Annotated in this window: 21 protein-coding genes; 11 read left to right on the forward strand and 10 right to left on the reverse strand. The window is 60.6% G+C overall.

Going from position 1 to position 23,276, the window contains the following annotated elements; all coding sequences use genetic code 11:
• Positions 1-187: 187 nt before the first annotated feature.
• From L6418_RS03950 to nifL, 4 genes are all read right to left on the reverse strand, one after another.
• The gene (locus L6418_RS03950) at positions 188-496 is read right to left on the reverse strand and encodes a DUF6156 family protein (protein WP_237248172.1); all 309 of its coding nucleotides are present in this window, start codon (positions 494-496) and stop codon (positions 188-190) included.
• A gap of 5 nt (positions 497-501) precedes the next feature.
• Positions 502-720 carry a Nif11-like leader peptide family natural product precursor gene (locus L6418_RS03955; protein WP_237248173.1) on the reverse strand — a complete coding sequence of 73 codons (219 nt, stop codon included), beginning with the start codon at positions 718-720 and terminating at the stop codon, positions 502-504.
• 152 nt (positions 721-872) lie between these two features.
• Positions 873-2,408, reverse strand: coding sequence for a nif-specific transcriptional activator NifA (gene nifA / locus L6418_RS03960; protein ID WP_237248174.1), 1,536 nt, complete (start codon positions 2,406-2,408; stop codon positions 873-875).
• Positions 2,401-3,966 carry a nitrogen fixation negative regulator NifL gene (gene nifL / locus L6418_RS03965; protein WP_237248175.1) on the reverse strand — a complete coding sequence of 522 codons (1,566 nt, stop codon included), beginning with the start codon at positions 3,964-3,966 and terminating at the stop codon, positions 2,401-2,403. The genes nifA and nifL overlap by 8 nt, the downstream gene beginning before the upstream one ends.
• A 255-nt stretch (positions 3,967-4,221) precedes the next feature.
• On the opposite strand from nifL, the gene rsxA reads away from it, so the two are divergent.
• From rsxA to L6418_RS04005, 8 genes are all read left to right on the forward strand, one after another.
• Entirely contained in the window at positions 4,222-4,797 is a 576-nt protein-coding gene (rsxA, locus tag L6418_RS03970) for an electron transport complex subunit RsxA (RefSeq protein ID WP_237248176.1), read from the forward strand.
• Between the two features lie 230 nt (positions 4,798-5,027).
• Complete coding sequence (locus L6418_RS03975; protein ID WP_237248177.1) at positions 5,028-5,561, forward strand: RnfABCDGE type electron transport complex subunit B; 534 nt, start codon at positions 5,028-5,030, stop codon at positions 5,559-5,561.
• Positions 5,555-7,138 (forward strand): electron transport complex subunit RsxC, encoded by a 1,584-nt coding sequence (rsxC, locus tag L6418_RS03980; RefSeq protein ID WP_237248178.1) that lies wholly within the window; start codon positions 5,555-5,557, stop codon positions 7,136-7,138. The genes L6418_RS03975 and rsxC overlap by 7 nt, the downstream gene beginning before the upstream one ends.
• Positions 7,139-7,313: 175 nt before the next feature.
• Positions 7,314-8,375, forward strand: a complete 1,062-nt coding sequence (locus L6418_RS03985) for an RnfABCDGE type electron transport complex subunit D (RefSeq protein WP_237248179.1) — start codon at positions 7,314-7,316, stop codon at positions 8,373-8,375.
• Positions 8,376-8,379: 4 nt separating this feature from the next.
• Complete coding sequence (rsxG, locus tag L6418_RS03990) at positions 8,380-9,009, forward strand: electron transport complex subunit RsxG (RefSeq protein ID WP_237248180.1); 630 nt, start codon at positions 8,380-8,382, stop codon at positions 9,007-9,009.
• Positions 9,010-9,225: 216 nt separating this feature from the next.
• Positions 9,226-9,906, forward strand: coding sequence for an electron transport complex subunit E (locus tag L6418_RS03995; protein WP_237248181.1), 681 nt, complete (start codon positions 9,226-9,228; stop codon positions 9,904-9,906).
• Between the two features lie 10 nt (positions 9,907-9,916).
• Complete coding sequence (locus L6418_RS04000) at positions 9,917-10,198, forward strand: RnfH family protein (protein ID WP_237248182.1); 282 nt, start codon at positions 9,917-9,919, stop codon at positions 10,196-10,198.
• A 19-nt stretch (positions 10,199-10,217) separates the two neighbouring features.
• Complete coding sequence (locus L6418_RS04005; RefSeq protein ID WP_237248183.1) at positions 10,218-11,456, forward strand: sodium:proton antiporter; 1,239 nt, start codon at positions 10,218-10,220, stop codon at positions 11,454-11,456.
• Between the two features lie 62 nt (positions 11,457-11,518).
• Here L6418_RS04005 and L6418_RS04010 read toward each other — a convergent pair whose 3' ends face one another.
• A complete protein-coding gene (locus L6418_RS04010; RefSeq protein WP_332875550.1) occupies positions 11,519-13,624 on the reverse strand; it encodes an HAD-IC family P-type ATPase in 2,106 nt (701 codons plus the stop codon).
• A 31-nt stretch (positions 13,625-13,655) separates the two neighbouring features.
• Complete coding sequence (locus L6418_RS13460; RefSeq protein ID WP_332875551.1) at positions 13,656-14,195, reverse strand: HAD-IC family P-type ATPase; 540 nt, start codon at positions 14,193-14,195, stop codon at positions 13,656-13,658.
• A 504-nt stretch (positions 14,196-14,699) separates the two neighbouring features.
• Between L6418_RS13460 and L6418_RS04015 the strand changes: the two genes are divergently transcribed.
• Positions 14,700-16,049: a cation:proton antiporter gene (locus L6418_RS04015; protein ID WP_237248184.1), complete on the forward strand. Its 1,350-nt coding sequence runs from the start codon at positions 14,700-14,702 to the stop codon at positions 16,047-16,049.
• Positions 16,050-16,092: 43 nt separating this feature from the next.
• On the opposite strand, the gene L6418_RS04020 is transcribed toward L6418_RS04015, so the two are convergent.
• The 3 genes from L6418_RS04020 to L6418_RS04030 form a co-directional block, all read right to left on the reverse strand.
• Positions 16,093-16,494, reverse strand: a complete 402-nt coding sequence (locus tag L6418_RS04020; RefSeq protein WP_237248185.1) for a bacteriohemerythrin — start codon at positions 16,492-16,494, stop codon at positions 16,093-16,095.
• Entirely contained in the window at positions 16,491-17,351 is an 861-nt protein-coding gene (locus L6418_RS04025) for an SIR2 family protein (protein ID WP_237248186.1), read from the reverse strand. Before L6418_RS04025 ends, L6418_RS04020 begins: the two co-directional genes overlap by 4 nt.
• A gap of 155 nt (positions 17,352-17,506) precedes the next feature.
• The gene (locus L6418_RS04030; protein WP_237248187.1) at positions 17,507-18,271 is read right to left on the reverse strand and encodes a 3',5'-cyclic-nucleotide phosphodiesterase; all 765 of its coding nucleotides are present in this window, start codon (positions 18,269-18,271) and stop codon (positions 17,507-17,509) included.
• A 180-nt stretch (positions 18,272-18,451) separates the two neighbouring features.
• Here L6418_RS04030 and L6418_RS04035 point away from each other — a divergent pair, with 180 nt between their 5' ends.
• Positions 18,452-21,235 (forward strand): PAS domain S-box protein, encoded by a 2,784-nt coding sequence (locus tag L6418_RS04035; protein WP_237248188.1) that lies wholly within the window; start codon positions 18,452-18,454, stop codon positions 21,233-21,235.
• A 68-nt stretch (positions 21,236-21,303) separates the two neighbouring features.
• On the opposite strand, the gene L6418_RS04040 is transcribed toward L6418_RS04035, so the two are convergent.
• Complete coding sequence (locus L6418_RS04040; protein ID WP_237248189.1) at positions 21,304-22,164, reverse strand: NAD(+)--dinitrogen-reductase ADP-D-ribosyltransferase; 861 nt, start codon at positions 22,162-22,164, stop codon at positions 21,304-21,306.
• Positions 22,165-22,317: 153 nt separating this feature from the next.
• Here L6418_RS04040 and nifH point away from each other — a divergent pair, with 153 nt between their 5' ends.
• Positions 22,318-23,190: a nitrogenase iron protein gene (nifH, locus tag L6418_RS04045; RefSeq protein WP_237248190.1), complete on the forward strand. Its 873-nt coding sequence runs from the start codon at positions 22,318-22,320 to the stop codon at positions 23,188-23,190.
• Positions 23,191-23,276 lie beyond the last annotated feature (86 nt).

Consider the following 23,276-nt stretch of genomic DNA (forward strand, 5'->3'; position numbering starts at 1 on the left):
ATACTTCCTGGGTAAGTGGAACAACATGTCCACCTTAGTCCCGATTCGAAACCCCCATGCGTCGAACAGAGGTGGAATTCCGTCCGGATACGAATGCGGGAATCGCGAAAAAGGGGCTCCGCAGGCCAGGCGACTTTTGCCGACCTTGCGGCAACTTGCCCTGCTTGGGATAAGGCCCGAACAGAATTCACTGTGCATTGCCTTCCGTATCGAATACCAGCAGCGTCGTTTCGCCGTCGATGTCGGTGATCTCGGCGGCGCTCAGCTTGCCGTTGTCATGGTAGGTGTAGCGGTGTGCAAGCTCGATCTCGCCATAAGCGAGTTTGTCGAATCCGGACAGACGATCCTGCGTGTCGAAGTAGCCGCGGAAGTAGGTATTGCGGTTCTCCACTTCGCCGGCTTGCAGTTCGTTTACCAGCTTGAACGGCAGCTTGACCCCGGTGTAAGTGACAAAGAACCTGAGCGCTTCCCGGCGCTGATCGCGTGCGGCATCCATGCGGTTCACGCGCGCAACAGGGCCTTGGCCAGCCTCTCGGAAAGCTGGTCGGCCGTGAATTGCGGCTCGTTGGGCGGGTACATCTCATCCTCGATGAAATTGAAACCGTGCTCCTGTGCCAGCGCGAGCAGCTCGCGCACTTTTTGGCAGGCGATGAGTTTTGCTTGCAATTCCAGGTCTGTCCTTGCTTTGTCGGAGAATCCCTTGATGTCTTTGAGCGCCATATATGTCCCGTTTTGTTTTGGAGTAAATGAAACAACGGCAAGCATCTGCTCCCGTCATTGTCGGTTGGAGTGTCGTTTTTTCCACCTTGCGCAGCAGGCAGCAAATTGCATGCCTGTGCCGAGGCGGCGGAATGGATGCGGCTGCGGAACGGCTAGATCTGCCGCACCTTGATGTTCAGCGTCTGGATGCGATAAGCGATCTGGCGCGGCGTCATGTCGAGCAGGCGAGCCGCCTTGGCCTGCACCCAGCCGGCCTGCTCCAGTGCGGCGATGACCTTTTCGCGTTCGTCCAGGTTGGGGTCGTCGAGATCGAGTTCGTGGATCGAACCGCGGCTGGTCGAGATCTTCTCGTCGATGCCGGTGAGCAGGATGGCATCGCGGTCGATGGTGTCGCCCTCGGTCATCACCGAGGCGCGCTCCAGGCAATTCTCCAGCTCGCGCACATTGCCCGGCCAGTCGTGATGCATCAGTATGCGCAGCGCGGCATCGGTCAGGTTGAGCTGACGGCCCTGTTGTGTGCTGATCTTTTCCACCAGGAAGCGTGCGATCTCCGGGATGTCCGCCATGCGCTCGCGCAACGGCGGCAGGTACAGCGGCATCACGTTGAGGCGGTAATACAGGTCTTCGCGGAAACGGCCTTTCTCCACTTCCGCCTCCAGGTCGCGATGGGTGGCGGCGACCACGCGCACGTCGACCTTGATCGTGCGGGTGCCGCCGACGCGTTCCAGTTCGCCCTCCTGCAATACGCGCAACAGCTTGGCCTGGAACGAAGCGGAGATCTCGCCGATCTCGTCGAGGAACACCGTGCCGCCCTCGGCCTGCTCGAAGCGTCCCTTGCGTTGCGCCACGGCGCCGGTGAAGGCGCCTTTCTCGTGGCCGAACAGTTCCGACTCCAGCAAGGTTTCCGGCAATGCTGCGCAGTTGAGCTTGACGAAACTGCCGCGCGCGCGCGGCGAGTTGTAGTGGATGGCGTTGGCGATAAGTTCCTTGCCGGTGCCGGTCTCGCCGCGGATCAGCACGGTGGTGTTCCATTTTGCCACCAGCCGCACCTGCTCGAAGATGCGGCGCATCGGCTGGGTATGGCCGATGATGTTGTCGAAGCCGTATTGCCCGCGCACGGTACGGCGCAGCACGTCGCGTTCCTCGGCGATCTCCAGTTTCTCCTGCGCCACTTCCTGCGACAGGCGCACGCTCTGGCCGATCAGGTTGGCGACCATCTCCAGGAAACGCTGGTATTCGTCGAGCGACTTCTTGATGGCAGGGGCCGGCTGTGCCGCCAGCACGCCGACGACCTTGGCGCCGATGCGGATGGGCACGCCGACGAATGCGCCCCGCGGGTTGTAGATGCCGAGGCGGGAGAGGAAGCGCGGTTCGTCCATGATGCATTCGACCACGATGCTCTGGCCGGTCTTGAGGATGGTGCCGACCACGCCCTCGCCGGGCAGGTAGCTGACTTCCTCGGTGACCGTGTCCGACACACCGTACACCAGCGATACCTGCAACTCCCCGCTGGCGGCGTCGATCAGGCTGACCATGCCGCGTTCCAGTGCCATGCCTTCGTGCAGTGCATGCAGCACGCCGTCCAGCGTCTGCTTGAAATTGAGCGAGTGCGACAGCACGCGGCTCACCTGATACAGCGTTTCCAGCTCGGCGTGCAAGAGGTCGAGTTCCAGGCGCAGGTCAGGCATGATTGCCCCCCGCCGCCAGCGGCAGCTGCACGCGCACGCGGCAGCCGTTGTGGTAACCGGGATCGATGTCGATGGTGCCGCCGTGGCGGATCACCACTTCCTGCGCCATCGCCAGGCCGAGACCGAGATGCTGCCGCGCGGCGCCCTTGGTGGTGAAGAACGGCTGGAACACCTTGTAGCGCAGATCGTCGGCGATGCCGGGGCCGCTGTCTTCGACGAACACTTCGAGATGGTCGGCGAACAGGGTGCAGGCGATGCGCAGTTCGCGCCGGCCGCCGCGCTGTTCGTTCACTGCCTCGATGGCATTCGAGATCAGCTGCTTGAACAGGTTGGACAGTTGGGCCGGATGGCCGGAGATCATGGCCGCACCTTCCGACGGCAGCCATTCCACCACGATGCCGGCACCGAGCAGGCTGGCCGTGGCGAGCTTCAGCACATCGGCCAGTATCTCGTTGAGGTTGAGCGGCTGCGCGGCTTCGCCGTTGTGGTCCGGAATGCAGGCGCGCAGCGTTTCCAGCACCTCGCGGCTCTTCTGCATCGCTTCTTCGAGCGCACTCGCGGCGGGCAGGTCGCTGCCCGTTTCGCGGCGACGCCCCATCATGTTGGCGGCGGCGCTGAGCATGTTGAGCGGGCCTTCCAGCTGGTACACCGCACCCGCCAGCGTTTCGCGCAGGCTCTGGATGCGCTCCTGTTCCGACAGCAGCGCGCGCAGGCTGTTGATGCGCAGCGCTTCCTGCTGGCGCTTGAGCTCGCTGATATCCTGGATGGTGAGCAACAGGTAGTGGCGTCGCAACGGTTCGTAGAATGCATCCGCGCCGACATCGTGTTCCTCGAACCAGGAGATCGCGCAGGAGAACCAGCGCGACGGCCGGCCGGAAGCTTCGATGCAGACCTCGCGCGCGGCGATGTTGCGATGTTTGTCGTAAGCCTTGGCGAATGCGTCGCCCATCTGTTCGCGCAGGGCGGCAAGCAGCCGTACCGCCGGTTCCTTGCCGAGATCGCCGATCAGTTTCTTGTATTCCTGGTTGTCCAGCAGCACATGCTCCTGTTCGTCGAGCAGCACGATGGCGACCTGCGCCGCATCCACCACGGATTCGATCAGCGTCTTCTGGTTCTGCACCTGCCGTTCCAGCCGGTGCACCTCGGTGACGTCGCGGTGCATGCCGAGGTAATGCGTGGTGATGCCCGCTTCCCCCACCACCGGGGTGATGGTGACATCGGCCAGATAGCGGTCGCCATCCTTGCGCTTGTTCACCAGCAGGCCGTTCCACGGACGCTGCCGTTGTATCTGTGCCCACAGCGTTTCGTACACCAGCTTGGGCGTGACGCGGTACGACAGGATGGATTCGTTGTGCCCGACGATCTCGTCCTGTCCGTACCCGGTGATGCGCTGGAACGCGGCATTGGCATACAGGATGTTGGCGTGCGCATCGGTGATGGAGATCGCCAGCGCCGCCTGTTCCACCGCCTGGCGGAACAGGTGTGCCGGGACACTGCCGCCGTCATCTGCGGCGGATGTTGCCTGTTTCGGTTGTTGCGGCTCGCTCGGTTTGGCCATGACGATTCCATTGCATACGGACGGTTACCGTTCAGCAATATCTGTGCCGGTAATTTTTCGTTGCGCTTCAATGTCGCCGGAAGCGCGCGGCTTGTCGCATTTGCTACATCGGTGCGCGGCACGACCCGACAACGACAAAGGTTTTTCGCACCTGTCTGGTGCGTTTCGGCACCAAACGCCTGATTTTGTGCGCCTCCGCTCGCCGTGCCGGTTCTGGCATGCCGCTTGCACTGAGCAGCACAGGAGACGATCGATATGCGCGAATATTTGTTACTGCTGCTGAGCACCGTGCTGGTGAACAACGTGGTGCTGGTGAAGTTCCTGGGGTTGTGCCCGTTCATGGGCATCTCCAAGAAGACCGATACCGCCGTCAGCATGGGGCTGGCCACGACCTTCGTGATGACCATGGCGTCGGCCTCCTGCTGGATGCTGGAGCACTGGCTGCTGGTGCCGCTCGGCATGACCTACCTGCGCATCCTCGTCTACATCCTGGTCATCGCGGTGGTGGTGCAGTTCACCGAGATGGTGGTACGCAAGACCAATCCTGCGCTGTACCAGGTGCTGGGCATCTACCTGCCGCTGATCACCACCAATTGCGCGGTACTGGGCATCCCGCTGCTGACCACGCAGGAGAAACTGCCCTTCGTGAGCAGCCTGCTGTATGGCTTCGGTTCGGCCGTCGGTTTCACCCTGGTACTGCTGCTGTTCGCCGGCTTGCGCGAACGGCTGGCGCTGGCGCAGGTGCCCTCCGCCTTCGTCGGAGCACCGATCGGTTTCATTACCGCAAGCCTGCTGGCGCTGGCCTTCATGGGTTTTTCGGGATTGGTATGAGTCTGGAAAACAAATTTGTGGGGGCGCTGAACAAGGCCGTTCGCCCTGCGCGTGCCGCAGGGCGAGTCTCGCTGCGCATTGAGTGCCCGTCCCCGATTCATGGTTCGACAAGCGGTGCGTGTGCTGTCCGGACGAAGGTTCTCTGCAGCCACGGCCTGCCCCTTGCGGGTGCACCACGAACGGCGGGCTTGTTCAACGCTTGAGGTTTCAAGGTATTCAGGAGAGTAAGAATGTTCGTCGCTATCGTCAGCCTCACGCTACTCGGTTCGGCACTCGGGCTTTTCCTCGGCGTCGCGTCGCGTCGCCTCGAAGTGGAAGGCAACCCGCTGGTCGCCGAGATACAGGCCATCCTGCCCGGGTCGCAGTGCGGTCAATGCGGCTTCCCCGGCTGTGCCGGCGCGGCGCAGGCGCTGGCCGACCGCAGCGCACCCGTCACCTTGTGCCCGCCCGGCGGCCGAGCCGTGGTGCAGGCGCTCGCGGCCAAGCTTGGTGTCGAAGCCAACCTGTCCGATGTGAAAGACAGCGTGCCGATGATCGCCGAAGTGAAAGAGGAGATCTGCATCGGCTGCACGCGCTGCTTCAAGGTCTGTCCCACCGACGCCATCATGGGGGCTGCGCAGCAGATCCATTCGGTGTTCCGCGAAGCCTGCACCGCGTGCGGAAAATGCGTTGAAGTATGCCCGACCGAATCGGTGACGCTGCAACCCATCCCGGTGACGCTGCAATCGTGGCACTGGCATAAACCGAGGGAGGCAGCATGCTGAATTCACGGCCAGTTCGACCGTTCTCCCTGAACCAGTCGAAGGAGCCGGCGGTGCTGGCGCAGCGCCGCTCATGGTTCGACAGGGTCGCCACGAACGGCCTGTTCAAGTTGAGGGGCGGCGTGCATCCGGAAGGTCGCAAGGACTTGTCGGCCGAGCGCGATATCCGGGTTCTGCCGCTGCCGAAGAAGTTGTTCGTGCCGTTGCAGCAGCATATCGGGGCACCCGCCACGCCGGTGGTGAAAGTGGGCGAGCGGGTGCTGAAAGGACAGTTGCTCGCCGCGGCGCAAGGTGCGGTCTCCTCGTCCGTGCATGCGCCGACTTCCGGCGTCATCGCTGCGCTGGGCGATTTTCCTGCGCCGCACCCATCGGGCTTGCCGGTGCCGACCATCACGCTGGAAAGCGATGGCGCAGACAAATGGATTGCGACGGAAACGGTGGCCGATCCGTTTGCGCTCCCGCCCGAAGACATTGCTGCACGGGTAGCCGCAGCGGGCATCGTCGGCCTGGGCGGGGCGACTTTCCCGGCCGCGCTCAAACTCAACCTGAGCCGCAGCAGCGGCGTGCAGACGCTGATCATGAACGGCGGCGAATGCGAGCCCTACCTGACTTGCGACGACCGCATCATGCGCGAGCGGGCAGCGCAGATCGTCGAGGGCATCCGCCTGATCGCGATGGCCGTCGATGCGCAGGAGGCACTGGTCGGCATCGAAGACAACAAGCCGGAAGCCGTCGCAGCGATGCGAGCGGCGGCACAGGGCACTGCCGTGAAGGTCGTGGCGATGCCGAGCATGTACCCGATGGGCTCGGAGAAACAGATCATCCAGGTGCTCACCGGCAAGGAGATTCCCGCCGGCGGCCGTCCCGCCGACATCGGTGTGCTGGTGCACAACGTCGCCACCGCATTCGCCGTGCAACAGGCGATCCGTCACGGGAGGCCGCTGGTTTCGCGCATCGTCACGATCAGCGGCGCGGCGATCAGGACGGCCTGCAACGTGGAAGCGCTGGTCGGCACGCCGGTACAGGAACTGATCGAATTCGCCGGCGGCTACGCGCAACCTGCTGCCCGCCTGGTGCTGGGCGGCCCGATGATGGGGCAGCAATTCACCAATACCGGCGTGCCGGTGGTGAAGGGCACCAGCGGTGTGCTCGCACTCACGGCATCCGAGATCGGACAGGCGGAAGCTTCGCCCTGCATCCGCTGTTCCACCTGCGTGCGAGCTTGTCCGGTCGGCCTGCTGCCGCTGGAGATGGCCTCCCGCATCCGCGCATCCGACCTGGCCGGCGCGGTCGCATTCGGCCTGAAGGATTGCATCGCCTGCGGTTCCTGTTCGTATGTGTGCCCGGCGCATATCCCGCTGGTGCATTACTTCAACTATGCCAAGGGCGATCTTGCCGCGCAGGAGCGCGCCAGGCTGAAGCAGGAAGCGACGAGGAAGCTGGCTGACGCACGCAGCGAGCGCATCGCGCGCATCGAGCGCGAACGTGCCGAGGCGGCAGCAAGACGCAAGGCCGCGCGCGAGGCGAAAGAGCGAGCGGCAAAAGAGGCGGCCGCCAAGGCCGCAACGGAGGCAGCATGACTGCAATGAACTTGAAAGCCTGTCATTCCGGCGCAGGCCGGAATCCAGCCGGAGACGCAACCCGCGTAGCGGACAAAACTGAAGTGCTGTCCTGCCGTGCGGGAAATCATTCGATCATCTGGATTCCGGCCTGCGCCGGAATGACGGGGTTGTTATCCGTGCAGAGGAGCAGAACATGAACCCCATCGCCCATTCCCCGCACGCGCATGCTCCCGTCTCCATCGGCAAGGTGATGGGCACGGTGTTGCTGGCGCTCACGCCTGCCACCTTGTTCGGCTTCTGGCTGTACGGCTGGCCGGCGATCAACCTGTGGGCAGTGTCGCTGCTCGCGGCCATTGCCGGCGAGGCATTCGCGGTGCGGCTGCAGGGGCGCGCCCTGCGCCCGGTGCTGCTGGACGGTTCCGGCATTCTCACCGCATGGCTGCTGGCGATCTCGTTGCCGCCGTTCGCGCCCTGGTGGATCGCTGCGCTGGGCAGCCTGTTCGCCGTCGTCATCGGCAAGCAGGTGTTCGGCGGGCTGGGGCAGAACGTGTTCAACCCGGCGATGGCGGCACGCGTGATGCTGCTGATTTCGTTCCCGCTGGAGATGACGACCTGGGTTGCACCCGCACCGCTGGGCTCGGCGCATGCGCCGGGCTGGCTGGACAGCCTGCGCATCACCTTCATGAGCCAGCCGCTGGACGGCATGGCCAGCGCCTCGCTGCTCGGCCATGTGAAGACCGAGTTCACGCGCGGTGTCGGGCTGGATCAGGCGCTGGTCGGATATTACGCACCGCTCGATGCGCTATGGGGCAGCCGTGCCGGGAGCCTGGGCGAGACGGCTGCATTGCTGATACTGCTCGGCGGCTTGTTCCTCATCGCGCGCCGCATCATCACCTGGCACGCGCCGGTCGCCATGCTGCTCGGCGCTGCCGTGCCTGCGCTGGTCTTCAATGCAGTCGATGGCAGCCATTACGCCGGGCCGATGTATCACCTGCTTTCCGGTGGCCTGATGCTGGGCGCGTTCTTCATCGTCACCGATCCTGTGACCTCGCCGAATACCGCCACGGGACAGCTCATCTTCGGTTTCGGTTGCGGCCTGATGACCTGGATCATCCGCACCTGGGGCGGCTATCCGGAAGGCGTGGCGTTCGCCGTGATGATCATGAACACGGTCACGCCGCTGATCGACCAGTACGTCAAACCGCGCATCTACGGGCGGGACCGCAAGGGCGCGGCGCTGGCAGCGAAAGGATAGGACGATGAAACTCGAAAAACTGCGCGGCAAGTTGTTTTACCAGGGTGTGCTGCTCGGCAGCGTGGCCCTGCTCACCAGTGCGGCGCTGGCCTATGCCGCGCACCTGACCGAAGCCGACATCAAGGCGGCGGAAGCGGCCGACCTGAAACAGTCGCTGACACAGGTGCTGCCGGGGGAATACGAGAACGACCTGCTCAAGGATACCGTCACGCTGTCCGGCCAGGGCGGCGATGTCTTGGTGTATCGCGCACGCCGGCAGGGCAAGGTCGAGGCAGTGGTGTACCGCATGATCGGCCATGGCTATGCAGGCGCCCTGGTGTGCGTGATGGGCGTGTCGCGCGAGGGCAGGATCCTTGGTGTGCGCGTCATCAGCCATAAGGAGACGCCGGGCCTGGGCGACAAGATCGAGCCCGCCAAGAGCAACTGGATCCATGCCTTCGAAGGCAAATGGCTGGGCGAGCCGCCGGCGGACAAGTGGGGCGTGAAGAAAGACGGCGGCGTGTTCGACCAGTTCGCGGGCGCGACCATCACCCCGCGCGGGGTGGTCAGGGCGGTGAAGGAAGGCTTGGAATTCTTTGAACAGAACCGGAGTGTGTTGCTGGACGAGTCCGCTCCCGCGGGAGATAAATCATGATCTCGTCAAGCCGTCATTCCGGCGCAGGCCGGAATCCAGCAAAAACAAGCAGCCCGCGTAGCGGACAAAACCGCAATTTGGTCTCGCTGCGTGAGAAATTATCTGATTGCCTGGATTCCGGCCTGCGCCGGATAACCAGCGACTTGGCTGGCGTTGTTTGCCAGCCTAGTCGAATGGCTATAGTTCCATCAATGACGGGTTCGGAGGGCATTTGAAATGAGCGGAAATTACGCACGCATCACCAGGGACGGCCTGTGGGACAACAACATCGTCTTTGCGCAGATCCTCGGCATGTGCCCGACCATGGCGGTGACCAGCAGCGCCACCAACGGCCTCGGCATGGGGCTGGCGACCACGGCCGTGCTGCTGGCCTCCAATGCGATCATTTCGGCGGTGCGCGATTTGATCAGCCCGGACGTGCGCATCCCTGTTTACATCGTGCTGATTGCGACGCTGGTGACGCTGGTGGACGTGAGCCTGAATGCCTGGGCGCATGACCTGTACAAGGTGCTGGGCCTGTATATCGCGCTGATCGTGGCGAACTGCGCCGTGCTCGGTCGCGCCGAAGCGTTCGCCGCCAAGTACGGCGTAGGCGAGGCGGCGATGGACGGCTTGATGATGGGGCTGGGCTTCACTTTCGCGCTGACCACCATCGGCGGCATCCGCGAAGTGCTGGGCGCGGGCACCTTGTTCGCCAATGCGCACCTGCTGCTGGGGCCGGCCTTCGCCTTCCTCGAGACCACCGTGATACCCGATTACAAGGGCTACCTGCTGATGATCCTGCCGCCCGGCGGTTTCATGGTGCTGGGATTCCTGCTGGCCGGTCGCCGCGTCATCGAGAGCCGCCGTGCGGCGCGTGCTGCAACCGCGGCCGTGCCTGAAGCGGCGGCGAGTTAGGGGAGGGAGCATGCAGATCGGCGTCGCGTATTCCGAACCAGCACAACAACTCTGGCTGCGTATCGACGTGGCGGAAGAGGCCACCGTGCAGGCCGCCATCGAGCAATCCGGCATCCTGAAGAAATTTCCGGAGCTCGAATTAGCCAATTGCACGGTCGGTATTTTTGGTAAAGTCGCCCAACTTGACGCGACGCTCAGGCCCGGCGACCGGGTGGAGATATACCGCGCCATCACAGCCGATCCGGCTACTGTGCCGCGCCGTCGCATCGAAGGAGATGACGACGACGATTAACGCCTGAATTGGGAACGAAATGGAATCCTCTGCAGCCCTGGAACTCGCAAAACACACGCTTCTGGTTTTCGGCATCATCCTGGGCATCGGGACGTTTTCCGGTTTATTGGCGCGTCTGGTCAAGGTGCCCGATGTGGTGGTGTTCCTGCTGGTCGGCATGCTGATCGGTCCCGGCGTGCTGGGCCTGGTGGACATCAAGGCGGATTCGACCGTCAACCAGCTGATCCTGATCTTCGGCTCCAGCTACATCCTGTTCGACGGCGGTGCGTCGATCAAGCTCGGGGTGCTGAAGGAGGTGTGGATCACGCTGCTGGTGATCGCCACCATCGGCGTGCTGGTCACGGCGTTCATCACCGGCGTGGCAGCCTACTACCTGCTCGGCGTACCATTCATCGTTGCGCTGTTGCTGGGTTCCACACTGGCCTCCACCGACCCGGCCACGCTGGTGCCGGTGTTCAAGCAGATCAGGATCAAGGAACGCGTGGCGCAAACCGTGATGAGCGAATCCGCCTTCAACGATGCGATGGGCGCCATCGTCACCTTCACAGTGCTGGCGGTGGCGATGGGTTCGGGAGACTTCTCTGCTGCCGATGCGCTGTTCGATCTGGTCAAACAGTCACTGTTCGGCGTCGTGATCGGCGGCGTGCTCGGTTATGCTGCAGCGGTATTGATTGCGCACGAAAAATTCGGTTTCTTGTCCGAGTATGCGCCGGTGGTCACTTTGATGGCGGTGATCGGTGCCTACATGGGTGCGGACGGCATGCATGCCAGCGGCTTCATGGCGGTATTTGTGTTCGGCATCATGCTCGGCAACCAGGAATCCTTCGGCCTGACACGCGCGTACGAGGATCACAAGCTGCTTGAGGATTTCATCCTGACCACCGCGCTGATCATGCGCATGTTCATCTTCATCCTGCTCGGTACTCAGGTTGACTTCGGCCTGATGAGCCAGTATCTCTTTGCCGGAGCGGCTGTCGTGGCGATCTTCATGCTGGTCGCCCGCCCGGTCACCGTGTTCCTGTGCGCATTGCCTGATCGCCGTGCCAGATGGAGTTTCAAGGAGATGTTGTTCATGTGCTGGACGCGCGAAACCGGTGTCATCCCGGGTGCGCTGGCCGGCATGCTGGTCGGCATGAAGGCGCCGGGTGCGCAGGTCATCGCCTCCGTCACCTTCATCGCCATCCTGATGACCATCCTGATCCAGGCTACCACCACCAAGTGGCTGGCGAATAAGCTCGGCCTGCTGATCGAAAAGTAATGCTTGTATTTCGGCAGTGCCTACGGGAGAGAGTGTCGGTGCTTGCAAAAATTGCACTGTGCTCATGCGGATTTGAGTTTTCGTATTACCCATTTTTCAATTTCCACCGCCACAAACAATATCCCTCCGAAGCCCAGGACGAGTCTCCAAGCAGCCAGGTCGATGCCGCCTACGCCAAACACGCTTTGCATGAACGGTGCGTAGGTGAATATTCCCTGGATCAGCGCCAAGATGGCGACTGCGAGCAACACGTAGAAATTGCCCACGAAGTCTTTCCACCTGCGTACCGGGGCGAGCAAATAGCGGCAGTTGAACAGGTATGCCATTTCGCCGACCACCAGTGCGTTGACCGCGACGGTGCGTGCCCCTTCAATGCCGACACCGCGCGCGCTTTCCCACAGAAACAGTGTCGTTGGGCCTGCGGTCAATAATACAGATACGAAAACGATGCGCCAGATCACGAAGCCGGACAGTAGCGGTTCGCCGACTGCGCGCGGCGGGCGGCGCATCACGTTCGCCTCGGACGCCTCGAATGACAAAGCCAGCGCCAGTGTGACTGCCGTGACCATGTTGATCCACAGGATCTGCACCGGCGTGATCGGCAGCGTCATGCCGAACAGGATGGCGATCAGCACCATGCCGGCCTCGCCGCCGTTGGTGGGCATGATGAATACGATGGCTTTCTTGAGGTTATCGTAGACAGTGCGACCCTCTCCCACCGCGTGTGCGATGGTGGAGAAGTTGTCATCCGTCAGTATCATCCCTGCGGCTTCCTTGGCGACTTCCGTGCCTTTCATGCCCATTGCTACGCCGATGTCGGCACGCTTCAATGCCGGGGCATCATTAACCCCGTCGCCGGTCATGGCGACGGTCTCGCCATCGGCTTGCAGCGCCTGCACTATGCGCAGTTTGTGCTCCGGACTGGCGCGCGCGAACACATCCACCTCGCGCAGGGCCTGGCACAATGCGGTATCGTCCATTGCATCCAGTTCGATTCCGCTCAGAGCACGACCATTGCCTATGCCTAGTTGCTTGGCGATGGCGATTGCTGTCTCGGCATGGTCGCCTGTGATCATCTTGACGCGGATACCGGCAGAATGGCATTCGCGCACGGCGGCGATGGCTTCATCGCGGGGCGGATCGGTGATGCCGACCATGCCGAGCAGGGCGAAGCCGCCTTGCATGTCATCGAAACTCAATTCGCGTTTTCCGGTTTCAACGGATTTTTGCGCGAGCGCCAACACGCGTTGGCCGAGCGCGCCGGTCTCGGCCATTTTTTTGTGCCATTGTGACAGATCGAGTCGTACGTTTTTGCCGTCAACGCGCTGTACGCTGCACATCGCCAACACCTGTTCGACGGCCCCCTTGACCAGGATGAACGCATGCCCCGCGTGATCGTGATGCAAGGTCGCCATAAAGCGATGCTCCGATTCGAATGGGATGAGGTCGGTGCGCGGCAGCGATTCATGTTCGTGCACGGAATCCATCCCGGCCTTCATGGCCAGCGTGATGAGCGCGGCCTCGGTCGGGTCGCCCGCTACCTGCCATGTACCGCCGCTCTCATGCAGGGCGGCATCGTTACATAGCAATCCGGCACGTAACAGGTCGATGGTGTCGGCGTCGTCGGTGACGTCCGTTTCCTTCCCGTCCAGAGTAAAGCCGCCGTGCGGGGCATGGCCGCCGCCGCTCACCTCGAACACATGGCCTGTGGTGAGTACGCGCTGCACGGTCATCTCGTTGCGCGTGAGCGTGCCGGTCTTGTCGGTGCAGATCACCGTCACCGCCCCCAGTGATTCAACCGCGGGAAGGCGGCGGATGATGGCGTTGTGTCTGGCCATGCGTTGCACGCCCAGCGCCAGCGTGATGGTCAAAATCGCGGGCAAACCTTCCGGAATCGCCGCCACGGCCATGCTGACGGTGGCGATGAACATGTCGCCGATGCCGAAATGGTGTACCAGCCAGCCGAACAGAAAGGTGATGGCAGTCAGCGTCATGATCGCCATGGTCAACCAGCGCCCGAATTCTTCCATCTGCCGCAGCAGCGGGGTAGTCATGCTCTGCACTTCACCCAGCAAGGCGCTGATGCGTCCGATCTCGGTGCTGTCGGCGGTGGCGACCACCACACCGGTGCCCTGGCCGTAAACCACCAGCGTACTCGAATGAGCCATGCAATAGCGGTCGCCCAGAACGGCTTTCTCGTCAACGGCATCGATAATTCTTTTCCACGGCAGTAGATTCTCCGGTCAGTGCGGCTTCCTCAATGCGCAGGTTCTTTGCCGAAAGCAGGCGCAGGTCGGCAGGCACTTTGTCGCCGGACTGCAGCATCACGATATCGCCCGGCACCAGCGCCTCGGCCGCAATCACCACGCGCTTGTCCTCGCGCATGACAATTGCCTCAGGCGAAAGCATGCGGCGAATGGCATCCATCGCCCTCTCGGCCTTGCCTTCCTGGATGAAACCGATGGCGGCATTGATGAATACCACGCCGATGATCACGCTGGTATCCACCCAATGCGCAAGCAGGGAGGTGATGCAGGCCGAAGCCAGCAGCACATAGATCAGCAGATTGTGGAATTGCAGCAGAAAGCGCAGCCAAGGGCCGCGCCGGCGCGCCGGCTTCAACCGGTTCGGGCCGTATTGTGCGAGTCGGCGTGCGGCTTCTTCATGGCTTAGCCCCTGTGCGTTCGAATCGACGGTGTCCAGCGCCGCCTGCGGAGAAAGATGATGAAAATCAGTCATGATTTACTCTGCCCAGTTCGTTGTGCAACGTCCAATGTCCTTTGGCACAGTGTGAGTCAAATCCCTGCCAATACAAAGGGGGGAACTTCGGCCCATCGCTCGATATTCGTCACCTGCGTCAAAAACGAAGCCGCGGTAATTCTGATATTGCCGTGATAATGGTATATCGGTTTCCGGAGCTGGGTAGGTCGGAGCAGCGTCAGCCCGGTGATCAGTGTGGTCACGATTGCATATGGCTAGGTCATTCGCAGCATTCGCCCATGGCGTGCAAGATGTGCGGCGTGCCGGGTGACAGCCAATGTGGCAAGCGACCCTCCAGTTTGTGGTCGACACATTCGGGACACCTGTGTCAAGGACGACTACGCCCGATTGTGCCTTGCACAATTCGCGGCAGGTGAGCCTGGTACGCTGAAGTCAGGCACTCTAGGCTGTGCGTTTCGTGCAACGCGAGAAGCAGCGCCGCGAGGTGGCGCGCAACCGCCTGTAAAATGGCACGTCCGGTGTATGCTGCCAGTGCGGTGGCAGCGTCGTCGAGCAGCGTTTGATCCGATCCCGGTTATCATTCTGTGCTGCATGCTAGGAAGAACGCGAACAGGCCATTCGGGAAAGTCGCGATGCCACTTGGAGGCTGAGTTCATGGAGCTGCACCAATTTTTTCTTTTCCTCGCCATCATCCTGGTCGCGGCGCGGTTGCTGTCGGAAACGGCGGCGCGTCTCGGAGTTCCGTCGGTGATCGGTGAACTGGTGGCCGGTCTGTTGATCGGCCCTTCCTTGCTGGGATGGGTTTCGCCCGACACCATCATGAAGCTGCTGGCCGAGATCGGCATCATCCTGCTGCTGTTTGAGGTGGGCATGGATACTGACCTGTCCCGTTTGGCGCGTTCCGGCAGCAAGCCTGTGGTGGTTGCGCTGGTTGGTTTCAGTTTGCCGTTTGTGCTGGGCTATGGCATCAGCACTTGGGTATTCGGACTGCCCGAATTGACCGCGTTGTTCATGGGCGGCACGCTTACTGCCACCAGCATTGGCATTACCGTGCGAGTTCTGGATGACCTGGGCAAGCGCCAAACAGACGAAGCGCAGATCGTGATTGGAGCAGCGGTGCTGGACGATATTCTCGGCGTACTGGTGCTGGCTATCTTGTACCAGTTCGCGGTGGAACAGCAAGTCTCGGTCAAGGCTGTTGGCGAGGTCGGCTTGTACATCCTGTTATTCATGGTACTCGCTCCGCTGGTAGCCAAGCTGGCCTCGATACTGATAGAACACTTCGATCAGCATGCCGCCACTCCAGGATTGCTGTTGACCATGGCGCTGTCTTTGATTCTGCTATTTTCATGGTTGGCTCATGCCGTTGGTGCTCCCGAAATAATGGGGGGCTTCGCGGCGGGCCTGGCTTTTAGCCAGCACTTCGGTTTCCGGCTGTGGATGGGAAAGGGGGCGGCGCTGGTATTCAAGCCCAGTCCGAAGCTGGCGCACAGACTGGAAGAACAGATGCGCCCGTTGATCCACACCTTCTCGCCAATGTTCTTTGTGATGGTTGGCGTATCGCTCAACCTCAAGGCAGTGAACTGGAGTTCCTCATTCATCTGGGAGCTTGCGGCATTGTTGTTGCTCGTTGCCTTTCTCGGCAAGCTGGCGGCCGGGTTTTGCATCCGTGAATCGCGTCACAACCAGATGGCTATCGGTTTGTCGATGATTCCGCGCGGCGAGGTGGGGCTGATATTCGCGCAACTCGGGTTCAGCCAGGGCATTCTTAATGGTGAACTGTATGCCGCGTTGCTCATTGTGATCGCGTTGACCACAATGTCACCGCCATTCCTGCTGAAATGGTTCTATGGGTGGAGCCGGATGGAATAAAGTGATCCGGATCAGGTCTTCGGGATTTCACAAAGCTGCTGGTCTATTCCGATTGCTTCTTCAGGTGCGTCACCAGCGCGGCATCCATCATCGCCAGATGTGTATCGAACCACTCCGGCAACCCTTCTTTCACATAAGCGCGCACCAGCGGCAGATGCCCGCGCTTGAGGCTGCGGTTCAGTTGCTGCAGTTCGCCCAGCACGCGGTGGTGTTCCCCTTCGTGCTCAGGCAGTCCGCGGTATTGTGAGGCACGCATCAGCGTGCCTTCTGCCTTGAAATGAGCCGCCGTGTGATTGACCAGCGCCTGGAACAAGGCGGGGAACTCCGCATTGCTGGCCGCGATCAGCGCCGCGACTTGTTCGATGAATTCATGATGCGCGGAATCGATCTCTTCCATGCCCAGCGTATGGCGTGCCTCATCCCATACTGCTTGATGCTTGCTCATGCGGTTGCCAGGCTGCCGTGCCAGCTTTGTGCCGCAGTGAGGAAGTCGGCCACGTCGGCATTGACGATCTCGATGCCCAGCTTGCCGAGATAGCGCTTCTCCTTGTCGGTCGGATGCGGGATGAGCGCCCAGCCTGCAGGCCTGTCGGCGCCGAAAATGATGTCGGAGAACACCATGCGGTCGGTGTCGCGGTTCAGGCGCAGGCCGAGCAGCAGGTAGCGCTTGTTCTGACGCATGCGTTTGACGAAGGACGGGATGGCGAAACCGCCCATCAGTTCGGTGATGTAGTCGACGAAGTCGGCATCCGAGGCGATGTAGTTCGATTCCGGCAACGGCGTGCCCAAGGGCTTGAACAGGATGGGCAGGCTGGTATCCACGGCTTCCTGCTCGATGGCCGAATAGCTCGTGCCATCGTACTTGAAGATGCGGAAGCGGAACGCCTTGCCGGAAACGCGGGCGACGCCGACGATCAGCGTGTGGGGCGTAGCGGCATATTGTTTTTGCAGCTGCGTGTCGCGGTTGGTGTCGATGAGGTAGGGCAGCTTTTGCCGTGCCAGCCAGGCGTGCAGTGCGGAAGTGCTCCACTGGGTATCGCGATACGTGGCATCGAGGAATTTGTTCAGCGCGGTGCGGCCGCGTTTCAACTCCACGTTCATTGCGGCGCGCGGAAACTCGTACATCAGCTTGGGGGCCATCGGCTGGCCGTTGTTCATGGCGATGATCAGGCTGTCGCTGTCTGCAGGGATGGTTTTTCCCGTGGCCGGATCGATCACGCCGTTCAGTGTGCCTGCGCCCAGATAGGGCACGACGCTGCCGTCGGACAGGCCGGCAAGAATGTTTTCAAAGGCGCTACTCATGGGGACGACTCCTTCTGGTGAATGACGACCAACCATTCGCAATAAACGGGCCAGAGCGACCGTCCAGCATTGGCGCGGGTTGCGGCGGGGCAGGCTTTGGAGGAAAAGCGACAAAGCCGGAAAGCTTGTCGGACAAGGGTGCGGGGGTAGGGCGGTCAGAGCTCGAATACGCGGCCGCGTTGCAACATCTGCGGCTTGAATTCGCCAACTGCCTGCAGTACTTCGCGCATGGTGATTTCCTCATACCCGGCTTCCATGTGCACGATGAACAGCTCCACCGGGCGTTCCAGCATGCGCAGTCCCTGTGTCAGCAAATCTGCCGTGTTGTGGCCGGAACGCGCTGCACCGACAGCATTGTCGTTGCGGAAGGTGTTTTCGATCAGCAGGTACTTCAGGTTGTCGATGCGGTTCAATGCCTGCCAGAAACCCGCGCAGAAGGTGGTGTCGGCGCTGTACACCCAGCTTGCCGCTCCGCTGTCGACCCGGTAAGCGGCGCAAGGAATGGAATGGCTGGCGGGCAGTGCGGTGATGCATCGTCCATCCAGTTCCACAGTCTCGCCCGGCCGGACCGGGTGGAAGCGGAGGTAGGGATTTCCCGGTGCGGGCAGCACGGTGTAGTCCGGCCATAAGTGGCCATTGAACATGTGTTGCCTGAGTGTGGCGATGGTTTCCGGCAGCGCATATACGATCAGCGGGGCGTTGCGGAAACTTCCCGCCGCATCGGCCAGCATGGGCAGGAAAGCGCAGTGGTCGAGATGCGAGTGGGTGAGGAATACGGTGTTGATGGCGATGGCCTGTTCCAGGCTCAGGTCGCCTGCGCCCGAACCCGCGTCGATCAGGATGTCGTCGTCCACCTGGTAGCAGGTGGTGCGCAGATCGCCGGTGATGCTGGCATTGCAACCGAGGGTGGTGATGCGCATGATGGCCTCCGAATTTGTTTGGATATTAGGCGCACACTTTGCGACCCACAAGCCGGACATTTCAACTGCGCGGCAGTTGTAAATTTTGCTTGTGGCAAATATCCATGTTTGCCACAATGCGAAAAACGACCATGTCCCCAATTAGAGTCGACACATCAAAAACCGATTTCGCCCGGCCAAATGGATCGCCAACTCAACAAGCAAGTTCAGGATGTCGTCGATTCGATTCCGACGGCCACGTTCATCAAGGATGCGAATGGACGGATCGTTTATATGAACCATGCTTGCGAGGAGCAATGGGGCATATCGTTCGATGTGCTTGTTGGTACCGACGGCAGCACGGTTTTTCCTCCTGAGCAAATTGAGGCGTTTCGGGAAAAAGACCGTGAAGTGATCGCCGGCGGCAAGCAGATCGAATATGAGGCGCCATTCTGGAATGCGAAACTCAAGGAGAATCGCATCGGTTTCGTCATCAAGAACCCGATTTTCGATGAAGAAGGCAAACCTCTGTTCCTGGTCTGCATCACCTTTGATGTCACCGAAGACAAGAAGAAGGCGGCGGCATTGCTGCTGCAGAGCCAGATTGTGGAAAATGCCGTTGAGGGTATCGTGCTGATCAAGGCAAGCGACAGCACGATTCAGTACACCAACCGGCAGTTCGAAACGCTCTTCGGCTATGCCCCGGGCGAATTGAACGGCAAGCATATTTCAATTATCAACGCGCCGGGCAGCAAATCCCAGATGGAAACTGCGCATGAGATCAACCAGCATCTGCAAAAAGAGGGAGTCTGGAGCGGGGAGGTACTCAACCGCAAAAAAGATGGTACGACTATCAGCACCTTCCTGAATGCTGCTACGTTCCAGCACGCGGACATGGGGGAGCTCTGGGTTGGTTATCAACGGGATATCACCAGTAGCAAGCAGAAGGAAGCCGCGATAATTGAAAAGGAGTCCAGGTACCGCCTCGCAATTGAGACCGCGGTGGACGGATTCTGGATGGTTGATATGCAGGGGCGATTGGTCGAGGTGAATGAAGCGGCCGCACGCCAGCTTGGCTATACCCGGGAGGAGATGCTCGCACTGACCGTTCCGGAGATCGAGGCCCGCGAAAAACCAGAGGAGACTGCGGCACATATCGCAGCTATCCAGCGCGACGGCTATGCCCGGTTCGAGAGTGAACACAGGAGAAAAGATGGCAGCATCTTTCCGGTACAGGTTGTCACGACCTTCGCCCCCATGTCGCAAGGGCGAATTTTCGCTTTCGTAATGGATCTTAGCCAGCGCAAACAGGCGGAAGAGGCGCTGCGTCTGGCAGCCATGGTGTACGAAAACAGCAGCGAAGCGATCCTGGTCACCGATGCCGACAACCTGATCATCGCGGTCAATCCGGCCTTCGAGCAGATGACGGGATACGCTGCGGCAGAAGTGCTTGGAAAAAATCCGCGGATGTTCAAATCCGGGCGGCATGACCGGGACTTCTATCATTCCATGTGGAACGCATTGAACACGGATGGTTACTGGCATGGGGAGGTATGGGACAGACGCAAGAACGGCGAAGAGTACATCAAGCTGCTGACCATCAACGTCATCAGGGATGACAAGGGTGCGAGCTATCGTTATGTAGCCCTCTTCACCGATATCACCGAGCGCAAGAAAATCGAAGAGCTGATGTGGAGGCAGGCAAATTATGATTCGCTCACCAAACTGCCGAATCGCCAGATGTTCCATGACCGGCTGGAGCAGGAAGCCAAGAAAGCGCATCGCGCCGGACTGGCGATGGCGTTGCTGCTGATCGATCTTGATCGGTTCAAGGAAGTGAATGACACGCTCGGGCATGACATGGGCGATATATTGTTGATCGAGGCTGCGCGGCGGATCAGCACCTGTGTGCGCGAATCGGATACGGTCGCCCGGCTGGGGGGTGACGAGTTCATCGTCATCCTGTCCGAACTTGAGGATATAGCAAGTATTGATCGTGTCGCCCAGAACATCCTTGACTTCCTGGCTGATCCATTCAAGCTCGATGCCGAGCCGGCCTATATTTCCGCCAGCATCGGCATATCGCTTTACCCGAACGATGCGACCGAACTGGATATCCTGTTCAAGAACGCCGATCAGGCGATGTATGTCGCCAAGTATGCGGGGCGCAACCGCTTCAACTACTTTACGAAAGACATGCAGAAGGCTGCGCAGGCGCGCATGCACCTCGCCAACGATCTGCGCATCGCTGTAACAGCCGGGCAGTTCCGTGTCCATTACCAGCCCATCGTGGAGATGTGCAGCGGCCGGACATACAAGGCGGAAGCCTTGATACGCTGGCAGCATCCTGAGCGCGGCATGGTCAGTCCGATGGACTTTATTCCGTTGGCGGAAGAGACCGGTTTGATCGTTCTGATCGGCGAATGGGTGTTCAGGCAGGCCGTGCAGCAGGTCGTGCAGTGGCGCAGCAAATTTCACCCGTCGTTCCAGATCAGCGTCAACAAATCGCCGGTACAGATTCGGCATGCCGAATCCGTCTCGTGGCCAGAGTATCTTGAACAGCAGCACGTGAGCGGTGACGGTATCACCGTGGAGATCACCGAGGGATTGCTGCTGGATGCCGAGGTCGAGATCAACAAAAAACTGTTGAGATTCCGCGATGCAGGCATCCAGGTGGCGATCGATGACTTCGGCACGGGTTACTCGTCGCTTTCCTATCTCAAGGAATTCGACATCGACTACCTGAAGATCGACCAGTCCTTCGTGCGAAACCTCGGCCCGGAAACAAACGATCTCGCGCTTTGCGAGGCCATCATCGTGATGGCGCACAAGCTGGGTTTCAAAGTGATCGCAGAGGGCGTGGAGACTAGCGCGCAACACGACTTGCTGGCTGCCGCAGGATGCGATTACGGACAGGGATATCTGTACTCCAGACCATTGCCACCGGATGAATTCGAGCAGTGGCTGGCCGGCAAGTACGATTGAAGGTCTGCATCAGCTCTGCGCATATCCGGGAATGTGCATGAGGCCATGCTGCTGGTTCAAAAGCCAAGTCAATACGCTGCAATACTCACTTCATACAACCCGCCGATCACGGTGTACTCGTCTTCGCCCTGCAGCATGCCCGGCAGCAATCTCGTATGGCAGAACACCTTGGCCAGCGGCACCTGTGCGGTGAGCAGGTAGTCGCCGAACTCGTCGGCGCGCTCGCGGTTGGCGGTGAACGAGCTCAGGCTGTTGAACAGCACCACTCTGCGTTTGTCGTCCAGCGTGGCCAGCGTCTCATAGTCGTCCACGCGGTTCACGCCGCGATACAGGGTGAGATGTGCCTGGCCGGGATGCCGGCGTGCGAGCTCGTATTGGCAATAGGAGTAGAGCAGGTCGAACTGCGATTCCAGCGCATTGGTTCCATACAGCGCCGTCGCTCGCATCTCCAGGTAGCGGCGGTAAGCTTCACCCGACAGGTCGCGTATCTGTCCGCCGTGGTGTCTGGGCAGCAATCCGAAACGCGATTCCACCCAACCCTTCAGTGCCGCACCTTCGCGGCCATCCGCATCGAAGCTCCAGCCGCGCACCATGCGCAGGTAATCGGCTTTCTGTCTCTTGTGTGTCGCCTTGGATGTGTAGCCTGCCTGTTCCGGTTCGTCGAGGTAGAACGAGGCGTTCATGTGCATGGTGAATGCGTCGGCTCTTTCTTTTGCGTCTGCGATCCCGGCCAGCAGCGCAAACAGGCCGCGATGGAATTGGGCGACGCCGTCGAGTTCGAGTGCGACGGGGGAGTGCTGGAAGGTGAGTCCGCCGAGGATGTCGGCGGGCAGGTTGCAGCGGTTGATGGGCAGTCGTGCCGTGCGCGGCAGGGCGACATTCTGGCTTGTCGGCACTGCTACAAAGGCCGGATCTTTGTTGCGTTCCACATCCGCAGGTGTGTTGTGCGCTGAATAATTTTTCTCAAGCATTTCATGCGGTTGTGCGTTTGTCGGACGGGTGGCACGGAGCTTGCGATGTAGAAGGTGCGAGCGACAGTTTTCAATCGCGATTCAAATTTGGCAACCTCTAAGGAGACTAACATGGCACTGCGTCAATGCGCAATTTACGGGAAGGGTGGGATCGGCAAGTCCACCACGACCCAGAACCTGGTGGCAGCCCTGGCTGAAGCCGGCAAGAAAGTGATGATCGTCGGCTGCGACCCCAAGGCCGATTCCACCCGTCTGATCCTGCACTCCAAGGCGCAGAACTCCGTGATGGAACTGGCCGCCGAAGCGGGCAGCGTGGAAGACCTCGAACTGGAAGACGTGCTGTCCGTCGGTTTCGGCGGCGTGAAGTGTGTCGAGTCCGGTGGCCCTGAGCCCGGCGTCGGTTGCGCAGGCCGCGGCGTGATCACCGCCATCAACTTCCTCGAAGAAGAAGGCGCGTATGACGAAGACCTCGACTTCGTGTTCTACGACGTGCTGGGCGACGTGGTGTGCGGCGGTTTCGCGATGCCGATCCGCGAGAACAAGGCGCAGGAGATCTACATCGTGTGTTCCGGCGAGATGATGGCGATGTATGCCGCCAACAACATCGCCAAGGGCATCGTGAAGTATGCGAATTCCGGCGGCGTACGTCTGGCCGGCCTGATCTGCAACAGCCGCAACACCGACCGCGAAGACGAACTCATCATGGCCCTGGCTGCAAAACTGGGTACGCAGATGATCCACTTCATCCCGCGCGACAACGCAGTGCAGCACGCCGAGATCCGTCGTATGACCGTGATCGAATACGATCCGAAGGCGAAGCAAGGCGACGAGTACCGCGCATTGGCGAAGAAGATTGTGGAGAACAAGAAGTTTGTGATTCCCACTCCAATCACCATGGACGAGCTGGAAGCGTTGCTGATGGAATTCGGCATCATGGAAGCAGAGGACGAATCCATCATCGGCAAGGCGGCAGTGGCAGCCTGAAACTGCAAAACCATTTAGCTGCAGAGGACGCAGAGAGGGTTTGCGGAGAAACGCGAACAGAGTCCGGAAATGCCAATCCGCCGGTT

It is taken from the genome of Sideroxyarcus emersonii, from assembly GCF_021654335.1.
Taxonomy (GTDB): domain Bacteria; phylum Pseudomonadota; class Gammaproteobacteria; order Burkholderiales; family Gallionellaceae; genus Sideroxyarcus; species Sideroxyarcus emersonii.

Bases quoted from the DNA above. Each gene is read 5' to 3' on its own strand.
- L6418_RS03950 (WP_237248172.1), bottom strand. From the start codon at position 496: ATGGATGCCGCACGCGATCAGCGCCGGGAAGCGCTCAGGTTCTTTGTC.
- L6418_RS03955 (WP_237248173.1), bottom strand. From the start codon at position 720: ATGGCGCTCAAAGACATCAAGGGATTCTCCGACAAAGCAAGGACAGAC.
- nifA (WP_237248174.1), bottom strand. From the start codon at position 2,408: ATGCCTGACCTGCGCCTGGAACTCGACCTCTTGCACGCCGAGCTGGAA.
- nifL (WP_237248175.1), bottom strand. From the start codon at position 3,966: ATGGCCAAACCGAGCGAGCCGCAACAACCGAAACAGGCAACATCCGCC.
- rsxA (WP_237248176.1), top strand. From the start codon at position 4,222: ATGCGCGAATATTTGTTACTGCTGCTGAGCACCGTGCTGGTGAACAAC.
- L6418_RS03975 (WP_237248177.1), top strand. From the start codon at position 5,028: ATGTTCGTCGCTATCGTCAGCCTCACGCTACTCGGTTCGGCACTCGGG.
- rsxC (WP_237248178.1), top strand. From the start codon at position 5,555: ATGCTGAATTCACGGCCAGTTCGACCGTTCTCCCTGAACCAGTCGAAG.
- L6418_RS03985 (WP_237248179.1), top strand. From the start codon at position 7,314: ATGAACCCCATCGCCCATTCCCCGCACGCGCATGCTCCCGTCTCCATC.
- rsxG (WP_237248180.1), top strand. From the start codon at position 8,380: ATGAAACTCGAAAAACTGCGCGGCAAGTTGTTTTACCAGGGTGTGCTG.
- L6418_RS03995 (WP_237248181.1), top strand. From the start codon at position 9,226: ATGAGCGGAAATTACGCACGCATCACCAGGGACGGCCTGTGGGACAAC.
- L6418_RS04000 (WP_237248182.1), top strand. From the start codon at position 9,917: ATGCAGATCGGCGTCGCGTATTCCGAACCAGCACAACAACTCTGGCTG.
- L6418_RS04005 (WP_237248183.1), top strand. From the start codon at position 10,218: ATGGAATCCTCTGCAGCCCTGGAACTCGCAAAACACACGCTTCTGGTT.
- L6418_RS04010 (WP_332875550.1), bottom strand. From the start codon at position 13,624: ATGGCTCATTCGAGTACGCTGGTGGTTTACGGCCAGGGCACCGGTGTG.
- L6418_RS13460 (WP_332875551.1), bottom strand. From the start codon at position 14,195: ATGACTGATTTTCATCATCTTTCTCCGCAGGCGGCGCTGGACACCGTC.
- L6418_RS04015 (WP_237248184.1), top strand. From the start codon at position 14,700: ATGCTGCCAGTGCGGTGGCAGCGTCGTCGAGCAGCGTTTGATCCGATC.
- L6418_RS04020 (WP_237248185.1), bottom strand. From the start codon at position 16,494: ATGAGCAAGCATCAAGCAGTATGGGATGAGGCACGCCATACGCTGGGC.
- L6418_RS04025 (WP_237248186.1), bottom strand. From the start codon at position 17,351: ATGAGTAGCGCCTTTGAAAACATTCTTGCCGGCCTGTCCGACGGCAGC.
- L6418_RS04030 (WP_237248187.1), bottom strand. From the start codon at position 18,271: ATGCGCATCACCACCCTCGGTTGCAATGCCAGCATCACCGGCGATCTG.
- L6418_RS04035 (WP_237248188.1), top strand. From the start codon at position 18,452: ATGGATCGCCAACTCAACAAGCAAGTTCAGGATGTCGTCGATTCGATT.
- nifH (WP_237248190.1), top strand. From the start codon at position 22,318: ATGGCACTGCGTCAATGCGCAATTTACGGGAAGGGTGGGATCGGCAAG.